The sequence below is a fragment of the Kribbella catacumbae DSM 19601 genome, from assembly GCF_000372465.1.
Classification (GTDB): Bacteria; Actinomycetota; Actinomycetes; order Propionibacteriales; family Kribbellaceae; genus Kribbella; species Kribbella catacumbae.
The window spans coordinates 41,073-58,505 of the sequence record NZ_AQUZ01000005.1; the positions used below are offsets into that span (position 1 = coordinate 41,073).

The window sequence follows — 17,433 nt, forward strand, 5'->3', positions numbered from 1 at the left end:
GGCTCTCAGCCCCTGGCCGGAGCGCGCGGTTGCTCGCAGGACGTTTGCGCCCTCTCATCGGTGCGGGTTCAGGCGGTCAACGCAACGCCTCGGACGAGGAGTCCTGCTGCGTGCATTACGGCGAGCGGACACGGCGGCCCGCGTAGCGCGCCCAGGGTTCTGCGGCCTTCTCAGCATGGAGGAACGCGACTTGGTGGCTGTACCCGAGGGCGTCGGCAACCAGCGACGGAGGGCACTCGAGGTCGCCGGGGTAGTGGCACGCAGTCCGCATCGGTGATTCATCTGATGCAATACGCAGCCTACTAGTTGACATAATGTCAGTTATCGGACATCCAGGGACAAGGCTGACTGAGGGGCTCAGGGCTCTCGATTAGCTGACTCTGAAAGCATTCCGTGGCCTGGGTCGCGCAGCAGCAAGTTCTGTCAGCGGCAACGTAAGCGAGCTGGTCGGACGAGTCAGTGGACGAGATCCGGCCGGCGACGGTCTGGCGGCGACCGTCGGATGCGTGCGCATCCAAAGATCCCCCGCGGATTCGCACGGGCCGCTCGCGGCGGTTTTGTCATGCATAATCACCATTATGCAGCAGTTGCGTAGGTAGTTGCCTAGCGCAACGACATGGCCTGGGGGAGTCAGCCGGAAACTGTCGGTGGCGGTCTGTAGAACTCCCCCTATGAAGGTTCTCGCGGCTCAGTCGGCGTTCTTCGCTGCCCGGCGTCCCCGGAAGGACTCCCCCCACACCACCGACGCCTACCGCCGCGATCTCGCCGGCATCACCACGCTGCTCTGCGCCAACCTCGACCGCAGCCTCGAAGACCTCGAGGTCGACGAGCTGACCGCGCATGAACTGCGCGCCGCGTTCGGTGCGTTCGCCGACGACCACGCCAAGAGTTCCGTACTGCGCGCGTGGTCCACCTGGAACCAGTTCCTCACCTTCTGCGTGTCGGACAACCTCCTGGCCGGCAACCCGATGGGAGCAGTGGCCAGACCCAAAACCCCTCCCCTCTCCCCCAAGCCTCTTCGCGGCGACGACACCCCAGAGGTGTTGCTGCGCTCGGTCGCCGACGGCGTACGGCGTTCCCGCGACCCGTGGCCGGAGCGCGACGTCCTGGTCATCGCGCTCGGCCTGGTCGCCGGCCTGAGATCAGCCGAGATGCGCACCCTCACCGCCGATTCGCTCGCCGGCCGACCCGGCGAGATGCGCCTGCACATCCTTGGCAAAGGTAGCCGCGACCGCTCCATCCCGGTCGAGCCGATCATGGCCAAAATCATCGAGACGTACGTCGAATCGTGCGCGCAACGCTTTCCCAGCAAGCGATTCGGCCGCTCCACCAAGCTGTTGCTGGACCGTACCGGCGAGCCGATCGGCCGCGGTGGCCTGGAGTATCTGGTGAGGTCCTGCTACCGCTGGGCCGGACTGCACGATCGCGTTCCAGCCGGCGCGAACCTGCACGCTCTGCGCCACACCTTCGCCACCAGACTGGCTGAGGACGGGGCGACCGCGACGGAGATCATGAGACTGCTCGGCCATGCGAGCCTCGCCACCAGCCAGAACTACATCGAAGCCACCGGCCGGGAGCAACGAGCCGCGGCCGCGAGCAACCGCACCTACCGCTCTCTGGACCAGGTCATCAGTCCCCCGATCGAGGAGTGACACCGTCCGCCCCGAACGCTAGCCTCAGGCCCGCCAAGCCTCCACGATGTCTTTCGGGGTCCAGGCGAGATCCAAGAGGCTCGAATCGACCTCGGCTGCGATACCGGACAGCGAAACGACAATCAGGCCGCATGCAGCCGGGTCGAAACCCGGGATCTGCGCAGCGCTGCCACGAAGCGCGCCGAGATCATGAGCGTCAAACTGCCCGGCCAACCACTTGATCGAACCCGCGAAGAACAAGCGCATCGCGACCGGAGCCCGGTCAGCGCCAACCAGATCGATCTCCGGATCGAACTGCCGGTTCCACCAGCCGCCGACGACTCCGACATCCGGCCAAGGAAGGCTTCCAGCGACCGCGGCAAGCTCCAGGGACTCACGAACCAGCGGTTCGACAGCGCGGCCACGCCATGCCGTCCAACGTCGCTCCACCACACGAATGCCCGCCTCAGGGCGACCCCGGCGAGCTTGTTCGTGTGCCACGCGCAGGACACCCAGGTACAACCGGAGATTGCTGTCGGCCACCCGGTAGAGGGCCGGCCTTCCTGCTTTCACAGACAGCGGCTCGTCTACCGACAGGACGTGTTTCTCCTCCGCCAGGCGATGAAGAAGCGGAGTCAAGGCGCCCGAAGGGAGCGCCCCGTCCCGGTTGCCGGCTGTGGCGGCGATGTTGGCACGGGTCCGATCACCGGCGCCGACTGCCTCCAGCACCCGTCGGGATGCATCCGGACTAGGGAACTCGGCCGATAATGCCGCCTCGGGCACGCTGAAGAGCGCCGCCGCCGGGTCAGCACACTCCGCCCGCAGGAACTCCAGAGCGGGCGTTCCATGCGTCCAGGTACGCAAGACGCCCGGCAGACCACCCGAGACAAGGTGCGCATCGATAGCGTCAGCACCCTCCAAGCCCAGGGCTGCGCCGGTGTCCGCGGGGTTCAGCGGCCCCAGAACGAGATTGTCAGCCCTGCCGAAGAACGGCCGGTCATAAGCCGTGAGGCGCTCCATCATGTGCAGATCGCTACCAAGGAGGAGCAGCAGGACAGGGCGTGATGACAGCAACCGGTCCCACGCAGTCTGAAGGGCTCCGTCAAAGAGGCCATCCTGCTCTGCCAGCCATGGGACCTCATCAAGGACCACCACGCACGGAGACGTCGGAATGACCGAGGCGAGAATGCGGAATGCGTCTGGCCAACTGCCGGACGCAGTGAGTGAGACGAGCTCCTGATCCACGGGGAGAGCAGACTCTCTAAGATCTGTCAGAAAGCTGGACACAGCCTCCACCGGTGACGCGCCCTTGGTAGCTGTCGAGTACATGTAGGGAACATCGGCGCGATCGCAGAACTCCTGAACGAGCCGGGACTTACCGACCTGCCGACGGCCTCGCACTGCAACAGCAGCGCCTGTCCCGCTAGCCGTCACTCTCTGCAGGCGCTTGTCCAACAGAGCGAGTTCATTGTGTCGACCGATGAATCCAGTCACAACCGGGCTCCATCAGGTAGATTTGATTTACGTAAATCCAATCTACCTAGATTTTAGCCCGAACCGAAGCCTCCTCCCCTGGCTATGGTTCAGCCCGTAGGCTGGGACTTGTCGGACGGGCTCCAGTCGGTCTGGAGATGCCGCAATCCACGTGCCGCTGCGACAGCAGCTAAGGAGTTCTGTCTCCTCGTCCTGGGAGAAGAGATCGATCTGGACGACCCTGCCACCGAGACTGTCGCGATAATCTGTCACGCCAGTGCCCGTTCGGGCAGGGCGTGAACGGGCACATCGGGGCCAGAATGTGAGGCGTGGCTGCGATCAGAGACGACTTCCTCGCTGTCGGCGCGTCCGCCGCACAGCTACTCCGCGACCCCGCAGTGGCCGAAGCATGGTCGAATCCAAGTGCGCTGGAGGAGTTCGGCGTCAGCGGGCTCGCCGGCCATCTCGCCTACCAGGTGCTGGCGATCCCGGAGATCGTCGTCGCGCCGATCCCGACCGAGCCGACCATCTCGGTGCTCGATCACTACGACCGGGTGGAATGGATCGACGCCGGTCTGGACGACGAGATCAGCGTGCGGATCCGGTCCGGCGGCGATCTCGTCGCGGCCGACGGCCCCGAGGCGCTGGCTGATCGGTTGGACGCGGCGCTGGAGCAGTTGCGTGCCGATCTCCCATCGGTCGCCGACCGTCCGGTGCGGATCTCGCTGTGGGGACCTTGGTCGCTGATGCTCGACGACATGCTGCTCACCAGGCTGATGGAGCTGGCCGTGCACTCCGACGATCTGGCCGTCAGCGTCGGGCTGCCGACACCGGAGCTTCCGCCGAGTGCGGTGGAGTCGGTGGTCGGTCTGCTCACGCGACTCTCCGTTCGTCGGCACGGAGCGACCGCAGTACTGCGTACGCTGGCTCGGGCGGAGCGGGCGCCGCGCACGATCACCGCCTTCTGATCCGCGCAGAGCTAGGGGCGGTTGGGGCGGGAAGGTTTCAGTGAGGAGACCCATGTACCGAAGGCTTGTCATCAAGCTATCCGGCCAGGCGATCGCGGGATCGGCCGAGTTCGGTTTCAACAGCGACAGCCTGACTCATCTCGCCCGGGAGGTGATCGCCGCGCACGACACCGGAGTACAGGTCGCCGTGGTGATCGGTGGCGGGAACGTGTTCCGCGGCAACCGGGCCGAGGACTGGGGCATCGATCGGGTCGAGGCCGACAACATCGGCATGCTCGGCACGGTGATCAACGCGGTCCTGCTGCGCGGGCGGCTCGCGGCGCTCGGGGCGGACGACGTCCGGCTGATGACCGCGATCCCGATCAACAATCTGGCCGAGCCCTACATCCGGCTGCGCGCGCTGCGTCATCTGGAGAAGGGCGGGATCGTACTGCTGGCCTGCGGGAACGGGCAGCCGTTCACGACCACCGACTATCCGTCGGTCCAGCGCGCGATCGAGCTCGATGCGGACGCGTTACTGGTCGCGAAGAACGGTACCGATGGCGTGTACGACGCCGACCCGAACCAGGTCGCGACCGCCCGCCGTTTCGACCGGCTCAGCTATCAGGAGGTCATCACCAAGGGCCTCGGCGTGATGGACCAGAGCGCCTTCATCCTGGCCCGCGACCACGGCCTACCGCTCCACGTCTTCGACATCGAACGCCAGGGCGCAGCAGCCGCAATCAGCTCCGGCGCCCACATCGGCACCCTCATCGACTGATCGATGCCTGATCGAGCACGCCCATGATCTCGCGTGCCAGTTCCGGCCCCTACTTGCGGGCGTTCGTCGAGGTCGCCCGGAACACCGGAATGAGCACTGCGGCGACCGCGACGTGGGCGAGCGCGAGCACGACCTTGGTCCCACTCGACGCCTCGATGGTGAACAGCGGGAAGAAGAACGACACGGCCAGGACTACCAGCGCCACGACCGTCCAGATCAGGGCGGCGCGGGGGGTCACGCGCTCCAGCAGGGCCAGTAGCGCCCAGCCCAGCAGGGAGAAGAACAGCGAGAACATGACCATCGCGCTCGCCCCGAGGTCCTGCGGCTCCTGCCCCTCGGCCTTGATGACCATGTCGTGGCCGAGCAACGGCTCGCCCACCACCCAGACCAGGACGGCCGCCACGACGGCCCCGACCACCGCGAGAGCCCGATTGCGCCGGCGCGTTCCGCCACTGAACTCCCGTACGTCACTCTGAATCGTCACGTCTACTCCTTCAGCAGATTGATAGTTCACGAACTGGGTGCTTCGATCCTCGACGAGCACTGGTCTCGCCTGAAGGACCAATCGGGAAGCTGCGGAGAGGACCACTTGGAGTGGAGCGCAGGGAAAACCGATTGCCGCCAGGGAGCGCTCTCTGGTGTACTCCTGAACGGCACCACGTCGAGTTCTCACCAAAGGAGCGCAGTCTCATGCGACCTCACTTCATGTCCGACCAGAAAGGTCATTCCACCTCAGCAAGGGACATGAAGCTTTGTGAGAACACTGAACTTGGGGATTTTGGCGCATGTCGACGCCGGTAAGACCAGCCTGACCGAGCGGCTGCTGTACGCCGCCGGGGTCATCGACGAGGTCGGCAGTGTCGATGACGGCAGCACCCAGACCGACTCGCTGGCGCTGGAGCGGCAGCGTGGCATCACGATCAAGTCGGCGGTCGTCTCATTCGCGATCGACGACGTCACGGTCAACCTGATCGACACTCCCGGTCACCCGGATTTCATCGCCGAGGTGGAGCGGGCGCTCAGCGTGCTCGACGGCGCGGTGCTCGTCATCTCCGCGGTCGAGGGCGTGCAGGCGCAGACCCGGGTGCTGATGCGCACGCTGCAACGGCTCCGGATCCCGACTCTGATCTTCGTGAACAAGCTCGACCGTCGCGGAGCCCAGGCAGCGGAGTTGCTGAAGAGCATCGCCGACAGGCTGTCGGCTGACTTCATCGCGATGGGCGAGCCGACCAGCCTCGGCGATCGCGACGCCGCGTTCACGCCGTACGGGCGAGACGATGCGGGATTCACTTTCGCCATGATCGATCTGCTCGCCGAGCATGACGACCAACTGCTCGCGACGTACGTGGACAACGAGGAAGCGCTCTCGTACGACGCCCTGCGTACCCGCCTGGCCGAGCAGACGCAGCGGGCACTCGTACACCCGGTGTACTTCGGTTCCGCGATCACCGGCGCCGGCACGGACGCTTTGATCGCGGGCATCCGCGAACTGCTGCCGGCCAGTGAGGGCGATGTCGAGGGCCCGGTGTCGGGCTCGGTGTTCAAGGTGGAGCGAGGTCCGGCCGGGGAGAAGATCGCCTTCGTACGGATGTTCTCGGGCGCGATCCGGACCCGGGATCGGCTGCGATTCCACGGTGACAAGGAATCGAAAGTGACCGCGATCAGCGTCTTCGACAGCGGTTCGGTGCTGACCCGGCCGGAGGTGTCGGCGGGCCAGATCGGCAAGTTGTGGGGGCTGGGCGACATCCAGATAGGTGACGCGATCGGCATCGAGGGCAGCACCGCAGAGAGCGGTTACTTCGCTCCCCCGACCCTGGAAACCGTGATCGCGCCGGCCAGACCGTCCGACAAGGGCAACCTGCAGGTAGCGCTCTCTCAGCTCGCCGAGCAGGATCCGCTGATCAACCTGCGCCAGGACGACATCCGCCAGGAGACCTTCGTGTCCCTGTACGGCGAGGTGCAGAAGGAGGTCATCCAGACGACGCTGGCGAGCGAGTTCGGTATCGACGTCACGTTCCGGGAGACGACGACGATCTGCATCGAGCGGCTCGACGGCACCGGTGCGGCGGTCGAGTTCAACAAGCAGGATCCGAACCCGTTCCTCGCGACGATCGGCCTGCGGGTGGAGCCGGCGCCGCTGAACTCCGGCGTTACGTTCAAGCTCGAAGTCGAGCTCGGCTCGATGCCGTACGCGTTCATCAAGGCGGTCGAGGAGACCGTGCACGAGACGATGCGGCAAGGTGTGCACGGCTGGCAGATCCCCGATGCGACGGTGGTGATGACGCATTCGGGGTACTCCGCGCGGCAGAGTCACGCGCATGCGGTGTTCGACAAGAGCATGTCGAGCACGGCCGGCGACTTCCGCAACCTCACGCCACTCGTGCTGATGACAGCCCTGCAAGAAGCCGGTACGACGGTCTTCGAGCCGATGCACCGCTTCCAGCTGGACATCCCGACCGACACGGTGCGAGGTGTTCTCGCGGCTCTGACTCGCCTCCGCGCGATCCCGCAGGTCCCGGCCCTCGGCTCCGAAACCTCAATCCTGGAAGGAGAAATCCCAGCAGCGGCCGTCTACCAACTAGAGCAGCACCTGCCAGGACTCTCCCGCGGCGAAGGCGTCCTGGAGTCAGCCTTCGAGCGCTACCAACCCGTCACGGGCCAGCTCCCCAACCGCCCCCGCACCGACAACGACCCCCTCAACCGCCGCGAGTACTTGCTCCACGTACTCCGCAGAGTCTGAGCGCGAGCAACACCAACCGCTCCGTGCTGGGTGTGGGCGGACGGACGGCCACCACTATCGAACCTGGCGCGCAAACGCGCCGCGTACGCCGTAACGTGCAGCCGCACCGCGCCTCGTTGCTTGGCCCACTCGGCGAACGCGTCCACCAGCCGCCCGCCCACGCCACGACCGCGCGATGTCTCCCGCACGAACATGCTCATCAGCTCGGCCCGAGCGACCAGCCACATCGCCGACGGCGGCGCGTAGATCCCGACCAGGTGTCCGACGATCTCGCCATCCGCAACGGCCACGAACACCTGCGCATCCGGATCGGCGAGTAGTTCCGCACACCACTTCTCGCCATGTGCCGCGGGCCAGTCCGGATTGCGAAACCGATCCCGCTGTCCCGCGTCCTCGGCGAACAACGCAGCACTGGAGGCGACGACACCAGCCAGATCATCGGCGGTGGCGGGCCTGACCTCGGGGATGCTCATGGCCTTCACCGTAGCTTCGTGCCGATGACCACCGTGGCGTACAGCTCGTCGGACGTCGTGATGCGGGCAGCCAAGCCGTCCTGCTCGAATACCGCAGCAGCGATCGGCGCCTGCTCCTCGCTGGTCTCCACCAGCACGCTGCCGTCGACGGCGAGCCAAGAACGTGCTTCGACGCTGACACGGCGAAGGACTTCCAGGCCGTCGCCGCCGCCATCGAGCGTCACCAAGGGTTCGTGCAATCGCGCTTCCGCGGGCAGCAGGCGGACCTCGTCGGTCGGCACGTACGGCACGTTCGACAGCAGGATGTCGATCCGCCCGCGCAATGAGCCCGGCAGGGCGGAGTACAGGTCGCCTTCGAAGACCTGCCCGCCGATCGGTTCGACGTTGCGTCTGGCGCAGCTGACCGCCGTCGGCTCGATGTCCGCGGAGTACAGCTCGATGCTTTGCTTGGCGGCAACGGCGACACCCAACGCGCCGGAGCCGCAGCAGAGGTCGACCACCACCGCACCCGGCCGGCTGAGCGCGATGGCTTCGGCGACCAGGTACTCCGTCCGTCGACGCGGCACGAATACGCCAGGATCCAACGAGATCCGCAGTCCGCAGAACTCCGCGAAGCCGACCACGTGCTCGATCGGCAGCCCGGCGACGCGTTGCTCGACCATGCGGGTGAGCTCGGCGTCGTCGCGGGCCGCGGCGATCAGCAGGTCCGCCTCGTCCTCGGCGAAGACACAGCCGGCGGCGCGGAGGGTGCTGACGATGATGGAGGTAGTTATGCCGCCAGATTACCTGAAGGCGTTCACGGCGGTGAGCTCGGCAGACAGCGTCCACAGCCGCGCTGCAGCCGCGGGATCAACCGCATACGGCCGTACTCCGGGCGCATCGTCCGTCGACAGCTCCGCGATCTCGCAGTCCTCGCAGAAGACTCCGCCCTGGCCGTCGAGTTGCGGCGACGTACCCGCCCAGACCTGGGTCGCGGCGCCTTGTTCCGGCGTCTTGAACGCCGGGTTCAGCGGGTTGCCGTCCTCGTCGATCCAGCCGAAGGCAACCATCTCCTCGCGCGGCAGGTGCCGTTGCAACGGTGTCAGGATTCCGCCCGGGTGCAAGGTGAAGGCCCGTACGCCGGAGTCCTTGCCCAAGGCATCGAGCTGGACGGCGAACAGCACGTTCGCCGTCTTCGCCTGCCCGTACGCCGCCCACTTGTCGTAGCCCTGCTCGAACTGCGGGTCGTCCCAGCGGATGTCCGAGCGCCGGTGCCCCGCCGAGGACACCGACACCACCCGTGCACCGCCGTCGGCGAGCGCCGGCCAGAGCCGGTTCACGAGCGCGAAGTGCCCGAGGTGGTTCGTCGCGAACTGCGCCTCCCAGCCAGGACCGACCCGGGTCTCGGGGCAGGCCATCACGCCCGCGTTGTTGAGCTGCAGGTCGATCGTCCGGCCGGAGGCGAGGAAGCCGTCGGCGAATGAGCGAACGCTGTCCAGGTCGGCCAGATCCAGTTCAGCGATCTCGACTCCATCGATCCCAGAGAGCGCTTCCTGAGCAGCCGCCGGCCGCCGCGCCGGTACGACGACGTGCGCGCCCGCCTTCGCCAGTGCGCGAGTCGTCTCCAGTCCGAGGCCGGAGTAGCCGCCGGTGACGAGCGCGAGTTTGCCGGTGAGGTCGATGCCGCTCAGGACGTCGTCCGCCGTGCTGTCGTGGCCGAAGCCCGAGCCGATCTTGTGTTGTGGGGTGCTCATGGCCACGACACTACGAACTAGAGTCGACTCTAGGTCAAGCGTCGAGGCGCGGGTTGCCCTTCAGCGACTCGGCCAGGCGCTGAAGGGCCGGGTTCGGGCTGTCCGGGCTCCAGGCCGCGTGCAGCGTCACCGAGTGCGCATCAGCTGCCTCCAGTTCGCGGTACCGAACGCCTTGCACCCCCATCGCCATGATCGATCGCGGAATCAGCGCGCACCCGAGACCGGCGCGGACCAGTGCCAGCATCGTCGGCACCTGCGAGGCGAGCTGGCTGACGGCGTACCGGTTCATGCCGATCATCGCCGCGCAGATGTCATGCAGGTACTGCGAGCCTTCGGGGCTGTAGCCGATGTAGTCGTCGGTCACCTGAGCCAGAGAGACCGCTCTCTCGCCATCCGCCAGCTTGTGATCGGCCGGTACTGCGAGCACGAGATCCTCCGAATGCACCAGCACCGAGTCGAACTGGTCGGGAATCGGCGGCCGCACCAGCCCGAGATCGATCTCCAGATTCGCCAGCGCCTCGAACTGGTCCGGGCTCACCAACTCGGTCAGCTCCGCCGTCACCGCCGGGGTCCGCTTGCTCACCATCGTCAGGAAGTCGGCCAGTACGGCGTACGCGCCGATCGCGGTGAACGCGATTCGCAACGTGCCGGTCTGTCCGTCGGCAGCCCGCCGGGTCGCCTCGGGCGCGACTTCGAGCAGCGCCAGGACCCGTCGGCAGTGCTCGAGGAAAACGCCACCCGCGGCGGTGAGCCGCACTCCCCTGCCGGTCCGGTCGAACAACGAGACGCCCAGAGAGCGCTCCAGCCCTTGGATCTGCCGGGTCAGCGGCGGCTGGGTCAGATTCAGCCGCTGGGCGGCGCGGCCGAAGTGCTGTTCCTCGGCGACCGCGACGAAGCCGCGCAACTGCTGGAGCGAGAGGTCCATCTGATGCCCCCACGGTATTGGTCCATGCGGAAATGGGTTTGGACGAGCATAACGGAAAGCCCTTACCTTCGAGCTCAAGGAGTTCCGACCCGAGGAGTCAGCTTGTCCAAGCTTGCCGTCTTGATGACGCCCGACCGGGCCGACGACGTCTGCAGCCCACAGACCCGCGAGCTGCTCGCCGAGAGATTCGAGGTCAGCTGGGCCCGTCCCGATCTCAACCTCGAACTCGCCGCCGGCAGCGATGTCGTCCTGACCAGCTGGGGTACGCCGCACCTCGACAAGGCGCTGTGGGCCGATGGCAACGGACCCAAGGTGGTCGCACACGCGGCCGGCTCGGTGAAGAAGCTCGTCGACCCGGCGATCCTCGACCAGGGCGTCGCCGTCTTCTCCGCCGGGACGCGAATCGCCTGGTCGGTCGGCGAGTACTGCCTGGCGTCCATGCTCACGCTGGCGCGCAGACTCCCCCAGTTCGACCAGGCCCTGCGTGCGGGTGGCTGGAAGCAGCCGCAGTTGCGAGGCGGAGAGCTCGCCGGCCAGAAGGTCGGCATCCTCGGCGCCAGCTCGACAGCCCGGGCGCTCATCACGCTGCTCAAGCCCTTCGGCTGCGACATCGTGGTCTACGACCCGTACCTGACACCCGAGCGCGCGCAGCAGCTCGGCGTACGGACGGCGGAGCTGGAAGAGACGTTGCAGTGCCGGTTGCTGTCCATCCACGTACCGGATGTCCCGGAGACGCGCGGTCTGCTGACCCGGAAGCTGATCGAGCAACTGCCCGACCAGGCGATCGTCGTCAACTCTTCGCGCGGACCGGCCATCGACCAGGCGGCGCTGCTGGAGCACTGTCTCGACGGCCGGTTGTTCGCGGCGCTGGATGTCTACGACCCCGAGCCGCCGAGGTTCGGCCCCGACGTACTGGCCGCGCCGAACCTGTTGCTCACCCCGCATATCGCCGGTGACACCGTCGAAGGTCACCTCGCGCTGGCAGGTTATGTCGTGGAAGACGTCCTCAACTGGCTCGACCATGGCGTGCGCGGTCCGAGCTTCGTCGATCCGGCCGGCTGGGCGATCGCGGCATGAGCAGGATCCGGTCGGTCGAAGTCTTCCCGGTCGCCGTACCGTTCGCGCGGCACTTCGTCCTCGGCAGCGGTGCCGTCGGATCGCCCGGCCAGGCCCCGGACCAGGCGGCGGCTGTCGTCTTCGTGAAGCTCACGACCGAGGACGGCGTGGTCGGCTGGGGTGAGCAGAGAGCGCTCCCCAGCTGGAGCTACGAAACCGCCGAGACGATCGCCGTCGTGATCAAGCGTCACCTCGAACCCATCCTGCTCGAGCTGACGCCCTTCGATGTCGAGCTCTTCCATCAGCGCGTGACGAAGCGACTGAGTCCCTCGGTCTCGAACGGCTTTCCCTTCGCCCGCGCGGCGGTCGACCTCGCGCTGCACGACGCGGCCGGCAAGCTCGCCGGAGTACCGGTGCACGCGTTGCTCGGTGGCAAGGTGCACGACGAGATACCGCTCTGCTCGGCGATCGGGGTCGGCGCCCCGGACACTGTCCGGGGCCACGCGCAGCAGTCGTCGGACTATTCGGCGTACAAGGTGAAGATCGGCGGCGATCTGGACTCCGACGTCGCCGCGATCGAGACCGTCGCGGAGGTTGCCGGCGCGAAGGCACTCTGGCTGGACGCCAACCAGTCATACCGTCCGAGCGCGCTGAAGCAGTTGCTCGACCGGACCAGGCACGTCCGGACGATTCATTGCGTTGAGCAACCAGTACCGAGTACCGACACGCTGGCCATGCACCGGCTGCGCGAGCTGATCGACCTGCCGATCGCGATCGACGAGGGCAGCTTCACCGCGCAGGACCTGGCCCGGGTGATCCGGCTGGATGCCGCCGATCTGGTGGTGGTGAAGATCTGCAAGTCCGGTGGCCTGCGGAACGCGCTGAAGACCGCTCAGGTAGCGCTCTCCGGCGGCGTCGAGATCCTAGCCAGCGGGCTCACCGACTGCGGGATCGGCTTCGCGGCCGCGCTGCATCTGTTCAGCCAGCTCGACCTCGCCCTGCCGGCCGAGCTGAACGGGCCTGAACTGCTCTCCGACCTGTACGTCGAGGGACTGACCATCACCAAGGCCGTCGCGACGGTCCCCACCGCGCCCGGTCTGGGCGTCCAGGTCGACGAGGAGCGGATCCGCGCCGAGTCGATCGACCTGCTCTTCAGCTGAGGAGTCATCAATGAAAGAGCTGTCCCGCCGCAGCTTCCTCAAATATACCGGTGCTGCCGCGGCCGCCTCCGGACTACTCACCGCCTGCTCGTCCACCCCAAAGGGGGCTGCCACCTGGTCGATGTGGTCGAGCAGCCCCGCCGAACGCAAGGTCTGGGAGGCCTTCAGCGAGTACGTCCAGCAGCAGCTGAAGGTCGAGTCGATCCCGTCCCTGACCCCGTCCGGCGGCTACCCGACCAAGCTCGACCTCCAACTCGTGAGCGGAACGGCCGGCCTGGTGACCGCGCTGAACGGCACGCTGATCCCGACGTACGCCGCCCGCGGAGCGCACCGGCCGCTCGACGACCTGCTCGCCGCCGACCCCGACTTCGAGCTCGACGACTTCTATCCCGCGATCCGGAAGATCTCCACCTTCAACAACCAGACCTACGGGATCGGTTTCGACGTCGCGCCGACCGTCCTGTACTACAACAAGACGCTACTGGCCAAGGCCGGTGTCCCACCGCCGTCGCGGACCGAACCGATGACATGGGCGACGTTCCGGGAGCTCGCGAAGGAGCTGACCAGACCGCCCGACCAGTACGGCTTCACCTGCGCGCCGGCGATCGACGATCTGGTCTCCTGGATCTACTGCGCGGGTGGGAACGTGATGAACGACGAGGGCACGGTCAGCACCCTGGACGCACCGGAGGCGAGTCAGGCGATCCAGTTCGTCATCGACTTGTTCGTCAAGGACAAGGTGACGCCACCGATCAGCAACCTGGTCACCGAGAGCTCATCGGCCAACTTCATGGAGGGCAACGTCGCCTTTATGCAGAACGGTCCATGGCAGGTGGTCAATATCCGGAAGGCGAAGTTCGACTGGGACGTCATCCCGTTCCCGGCCGGGCCGGTCGGCAGTACGCCGCGAGTGTCGGGATCGGCGTTCGCGATCCCGTCCGGCGTCAAGGGCGACGACCTGCAGTTCGCGTGGAAGCTGCTCAAGACGCTGACCAGTACCGGTGCTCTCGACATCTATGCGAAGGCCGGCCGGAACAATCCGGCGCGGTTGTCGGCGGGCAGCGCATTCAAGCCGCCACCCGACAACCTCGGAGTGGTGCAGGAGATCTTGGCCGGCAAGGTGGCCGGCGGGCATCCGTTCGATGTCACCACCAACTGGAACCAGGTCAAGCAGTTGCTCGGCCAGGACCTGCCGCGCACGTTCCTCGGCCAGGTCTCCGTACCGGATGCACTCAACGGGCTGAAGCCGCGGCTCGACGTACTGATGAAGCAGCACCAGGACAACATCCGCCAAGCCGAAGCCAGGAAGGGGTGAGCTCGGATGGCTGTCGACACGCTCCCCGCGCGGACGGCTCCGCGACCTCAGGCCGCGCCGGCCGGCCCGACGCCGCGCTGGCGGAACAAGGAGACGATCGCCGCGTGGCTGTTCATCCTGCCCAGCCTGATCGGGTTCCTGATCTTCACCGCCGGTCCGGTGCTCGCCGCGGGCGTGATCTCGCTGCTGAACTGGAACCTGTTCAGCTCTCCCACATTCGCGGGCCTGAAGAACTTCGCTCGCCTGGGTCCCGATCCGACGTTCTGGTCGGCGCTCGGCAATACGGCGTACTTCACCTTGGTGAGTGTGCCGCTGACCATCCTGGTGAGTCTCGGCCTCGCACTGTTGCTCAACCAGGGACTGAGCCGGATCGCGGTCTTCCGCTCCCTGCTGCTGTTGCCCTACGCAACGATCACGGTGGCGGTGGCGTTCGTCTGGATCTGGCTCTACATCCCGCACGGCGGCCTGGCGAACACCGTGCTCGGATGGTTCGGCATCAACGGTCCGGCCTGGCTGATCAGTGACTTCTGGGCGATGCCGGCGCTGATCGCGATGAGTGTCTGGAAGAGTTTCGGGTTCGGCATGGTGGTCTTCCTGGCCGGTCTGCAGGCGATTCCGCAGCAGCTCTACGAGGCGGCCAGGGTCGACGGCAGCTCGGCCTGGCAGTCCTTCCGCAACGTCACCCTGCCGATGTTGTCGCCGGCCCTGTTCTTCGTCATCGTCACCTCGATCATCGGCTCGTTCCAGGTCTTCGACCAAGCGCTGATCATGACGAACGGCGGGCCAGGATCGCGCACCACCACGCTCGTCATGTACATCTACCGCACCGGCTTCGAGAACTACGACCAGGGATACGCGGCGGCGCAGTCGCTGGTCCTGTTCGGGTTCATCGTCGTCATCACCGCAGCGCAGTTCGTGCTGCAGCGGAGGCTTGTCCACTATGACAACTGACGCCGTCACACCCTTGCTCAAGAACCCGGTGGCGACCCGCAAGCTGATCGTCTTCGCCTGCTTCCTGGTCACCGCGGTGACGCTGGTACCGGTCGTGATGATGGTGCTGGTCGCGTTCCAGTCCGACGCCGAGTCGATGGCCGCGCAGCCGTCGTTCTGGCCGAGCAGCTGGCATCCGGAGAACCTCCAACGCGCCTTCGACCTGGTGCCGCTTGGCCGCTATCTGGTCAACACGGTCATCTTCGCGGCCGGTACGACGCTGCTGGAGACCGTCACGGCCGCGCTGGCGGCGTACGCGTTCGCCCGGCTGAACTTTCCCGGCCGGAGCTGGTTGTTCGGGATCTATCTGGCCACCTTGATGATCCCGTCGCAGGTGACGCTGATCCCGCAGTTCATCCTGGTCGCCAAGTTGCAGGGCATCGACACCTGGCCGGGAATGATCCTGCCGCATGCGTTCACCGCGATCGGCGTGTTCCTGCTGCGGCAGTTCTTCCTCGGCATCCCGCGCGACTACGAGGAGGCGGCGCGGCTCGACGGCGCGAACCGGTGGCAGGCGTTCATCCGGGTGATCGTGCCGCTGGCGGTGCCGGCGATCGCGACCCTCGCGGTGTTCAAGTTCATCGGCCAGTGGAACAACCTGCTCTGGCCGCTCGTCATCTCCAACAGCGATTCGACCCGTACTGCGGCCGTCGGGCTGCAGGTCTTCCAGGACATCAACGGCACCCAGTGGAACCTGCTCTTGATGGCAGCCACGATCACCACGGTGCCGTTGATCGTGCTCTTCTTCCTGACCCAGCGCTGGTTCATCAGAGGCATCACCATGAGCGGGCTCGGAGGCCGCTGACTGTGCTTGATACATTTCCCACCCCACCGCCCCGGTCGACCTACACGTGGTCCGTCTTCACCAAGCCGTGGTCCGGCCTCCCCGGTGACGAGCTCGGCAAGCTCGTCGCCGGGCTCGGCTTCACCGGCGCCGAGATCCCTGTCCGCGACACCGCCTACGTCACGCCGGCCACCGCCGAGGCCGAGTTGCCGAAGTTCACCGATCAGCTCCGCGCCGAAGGTGTCGAGCCGATCAGCATCGCGAGCGACCTGTCAGAGAGCGCTTTCTCCGCGTGCGCCAAGGCAGGCGTCCCGATGATCCGCATCATGGCGCCGATCGGACCGGACGGGTACGCGGCCTCGGTCCGCCGGATCAGGCAGGAGCTCGAGGAATCCGCCGCGCTGGTCCAGCGGTACGGCGTACAGGTTGGTGTGCAGCCGCATCACGGCAGGTTCGTCACGTCGTCGCTGGGTGTTCTCCAGTTGCTGGACGGCCTTCCGGACGAGTTCAAGGTCGTCTGGGACGCGGCTCACGATGCTCTGGCCGGTGACGATCCCGCGATCACGCTGGACCTGGTCCGGGATCGGCTGGGCATCGTCAACCTGAAGAACGCTAAGTACGTCCAGACCAGCGACGGCTGGAAGACCTGGTTCGGCCAGGCGGGCGAGGGACTGTCGAGCTGGCCGACGATCTTCCAGCACCTCGAGGACTACACCGGCCCGATCTGCCTCACCGGTCAGTACTCCGATCCGTCGGTGCCGGTCGAGGTCCGGGTGATGGCCGACCTGCAATTTGCTCAGGCTGCTGCTGTCACATCTGCCCGCTGAGCTCCGTCAGGGAGATAAGAGTCCAGACGGAGCAAAGGAAGTACGACGAGATGACTGCACGGATGAAGAACCCCGCGGCGTTGTTGCCGGACGCAATGACCGGGATTCAGAACATTTACAAGGCGATGTACAAGGGCGGGGTACCGGCCACCACGATGGAGCTGGTGCACCTGCGAGCGAGCCAGATCAACGGCTGCAGCGCGTGTATCTACGGCGGGATCGACAGCGCGAAGAAGCACGGTGAGACCGACGAGCGGCTGCACCAGGTCGTTGCCTGGCGGGAGTCGGAGCTGTTCACCGACGCCGAACGCGCCGCCTTGGCGATGGCCGAAGCCGCCACCCGGCTGGCCGACCGGCCGGACGCGGTCACCGACGAGATCTGGGCCGCGGCCGCGGAGCACTTCGACGAGCAGCAACTGGCCGCGATCATCTTGATGATCAGCCTCACCAACCTGTTCAACCGCCTCAACACCACCGTCCGCGCCCCCGCCGGCGCCACCTGGTCTTGACCCGGTTGAGCCGGGCAGCGGCGATCATGTCGAAGTGACGCGGAGGCCTCCGACGTCTCTGGTATCTGAATCGGCAGAGGAGTCGCTGT

Annotated in this window: 17 protein-coding genes; 11 read left to right on the forward strand and 6 right to left on the reverse strand. The window is 66.3% G+C overall.

Annotated elements, in window-relative coordinates; translation table 11 throughout:
• Positions 1 to 671 precede the first annotated feature (671 nt).
• The gene (locus A3ES_RS0107055) at positions 672 to 1,652 is read left to right on the forward strand and encodes a tyrosine-type recombinase/integrase (protein ID WP_020386083.1); all 981 of its coding nucleotides are present in this window, start codon (positions 672 to 674) and stop codon (positions 1,650 to 1,652) included.
• A 24-nt stretch (positions 1,653 to 1,676) separates the two neighbouring features.
• Here the strand turns inward: A3ES_RS0107055 and A3ES_RS0107060 are convergent, their stop codons facing one another.
• Positions 1,677 to 3,125: an AAA family ATPase gene (locus A3ES_RS0107060; protein WP_026162622.1), complete on the reverse strand. Its 1,449-nt coding sequence runs from the start codon at positions 3,123 to 3,125 to the stop codon at positions 1,677 to 1,679.
• Positions 3,126 to 3,433: 308 nt separating this feature from the next.
• On the opposite strand from A3ES_RS0107060, the gene A3ES_RS0107065 reads away from it, so the two are divergent.
• Complete coding sequence (locus tag A3ES_RS0107065) at positions 3,434 to 4,072, forward strand: maleylpyruvate isomerase N-terminal domain-containing protein (RefSeq protein WP_020386086.1); 639 nt, start codon at positions 3,434 to 3,436, stop codon at positions 4,070 to 4,072.
• 52 nt (positions 4,073 to 4,124) lie between these two features.
• Entirely contained in the window at positions 4,125 to 4,832 is a 708-nt protein-coding gene (gene pyrH / locus A3ES_RS0107070; RefSeq protein WP_020386087.1) for a UMP kinase, read from the forward strand.
• A gap of 49 nt (positions 4,833 to 4,881) precedes the next feature.
• On the opposite strand, the gene A3ES_RS0107075 is transcribed toward pyrH, so the two are convergent.
• Positions 4,882 to 5,316, reverse strand: a complete 435-nt coding sequence (locus A3ES_RS0107075) for a DUF6069 family protein (protein ID WP_020386088.1) — start codon at positions 5,314 to 5,316, stop codon at positions 4,882 to 4,884.
• 270 nt (positions 5,317 to 5,586) lie between these two features.
• Between A3ES_RS0107075 and A3ES_RS0107080 the strand changes: the two genes are divergently transcribed.
• On the forward strand, positions 5,587 to 7,572 hold the full coding sequence (locus tag A3ES_RS0107080; RefSeq protein ID WP_026162623.1) for an elongation factor G: 1,986 nt from the start codon (positions 5,587 to 5,589) through the stop codon (positions 7,570 to 7,572).
• On the opposite strand, the gene A3ES_RS52395 is transcribed toward A3ES_RS0107080, so the two are convergent.
• Genes A3ES_RS52395 through A3ES_RS0107100 form a run of 4 tightly spaced genes read right to left on the reverse strand, consistent with a single transcriptional unit; the run spans position 7,473 to position 10,703 of the window.
• Positions 7,473 to 8,045 (reverse strand): GNAT family N-acetyltransferase, encoded by a 573-nt coding sequence (locus A3ES_RS52395; protein ID WP_083933275.1) that lies wholly within the window; start codon positions 8,043 to 8,045, stop codon positions 7,473 to 7,475. The two genes, A3ES_RS0107080 and A3ES_RS52395, sit on opposite strands and share 100 nt — an antisense overlap.
• Positions 8,046 to 8,050: 5 nt before the next feature.
• Positions 8,051 to 8,818, reverse strand: coding sequence for a putative protein N(5)-glutamine methyltransferase (locus A3ES_RS0107090; RefSeq protein WP_040454186.1), 768 nt, complete (start codon positions 8,816 to 8,818; stop codon positions 8,051 to 8,053).
• Positions 8,819 to 8,827: 9 nt separating this feature from the next.
• The gene (locus tag A3ES_RS0107095) at positions 8,828 to 9,778 is read right to left on the reverse strand and encodes an SDR family NAD(P)-dependent oxidoreductase (protein ID WP_020386092.1); all 951 of its coding nucleotides are present in this window, start codon (positions 9,776 to 9,778) and stop codon (positions 8,828 to 8,830) included.
• A gap of 34 nt (positions 9,779 to 9,812) precedes the next feature.
• Positions 9,813 to 10,703, reverse strand: a complete 891-nt coding sequence (locus A3ES_RS0107100) for a LysR family transcriptional regulator (RefSeq protein ID WP_020386093.1) — start codon at positions 10,701 to 10,703, stop codon at positions 9,813 to 9,815.
• 102 nt (positions 10,704 to 10,805) lie between these two features.
• Between A3ES_RS0107100 and A3ES_RS0107105 the strand changes: the two genes are divergently transcribed.
• Genes A3ES_RS0107105 through A3ES_RS0107135 form a run of 7 tightly spaced genes read left to right on the forward strand, consistent with a single transcriptional unit; the run spans position 10,806 to position 17,344 of the window.
• Positions 10,806 to 11,780, forward strand: coding sequence for a hydroxyacid dehydrogenase (locus A3ES_RS0107105; RefSeq protein WP_020386094.1), 975 nt, complete (start codon positions 10,806 to 10,808; stop codon positions 11,778 to 11,780).
• Positions 11,777 to 12,919: a mandelate racemase/muconate lactonizing enzyme family protein gene (locus A3ES_RS0107110; RefSeq protein WP_020386095.1), complete on the forward strand. Its 1,143-nt coding sequence runs from the start codon at positions 11,777 to 11,779 to the stop codon at positions 12,917 to 12,919. The genes A3ES_RS0107105 and A3ES_RS0107110 overlap by 4 nt, the downstream gene beginning before the upstream one ends.
• 10 nt (positions 12,920 to 12,929) lie before the next feature.
• The gene (locus A3ES_RS0107115) at positions 12,930 to 14,234 is read left to right on the forward strand and encodes an ABC transporter substrate-binding protein (protein WP_020386096.1); all 1,305 of its coding nucleotides are present in this window, start codon (positions 12,930 to 12,932) and stop codon (positions 14,232 to 14,234) included.
• Positions 14,235 to 14,240: 6 nt separating this feature from the next.
• A complete protein-coding gene (locus A3ES_RS0107120) occupies positions 14,241 to 15,185 on the forward strand; it encodes a carbohydrate ABC transporter permease (RefSeq protein ID WP_020386097.1) in 945 nt (314 codons plus the stop codon).
• Positions 15,175 to 16,029 (forward strand): carbohydrate ABC transporter permease, encoded by an 855-nt coding sequence (locus A3ES_RS0107125; RefSeq protein ID WP_020386098.1) that lies wholly within the window; start codon positions 15,175 to 15,177, stop codon positions 16,027 to 16,029. The genes A3ES_RS0107120 and A3ES_RS0107125 overlap by 11 nt, the downstream gene beginning before the upstream one ends.
• Positions 16,030 to 16,031: 2 nt before the next feature.
• Positions 16,032 to 16,835: a sugar phosphate isomerase/epimerase family protein gene (locus A3ES_RS0107130; RefSeq protein ID WP_020386099.1), complete on the forward strand. Its 804-nt coding sequence runs from the start codon at positions 16,032 to 16,034 to the stop codon at positions 16,833 to 16,835.
• Between the two features lie 50 nt (positions 16,836 to 16,885).
• A complete protein-coding gene (locus A3ES_RS0107135; protein WP_020386100.1) occupies positions 16,886 to 17,344 on the forward strand; it encodes a carboxymuconolactone decarboxylase family protein in 459 nt (152 codons plus the stop codon).
• The last annotated feature ends 89 nt before the right edge of the window (positions 17,345 to 17,433 follow it).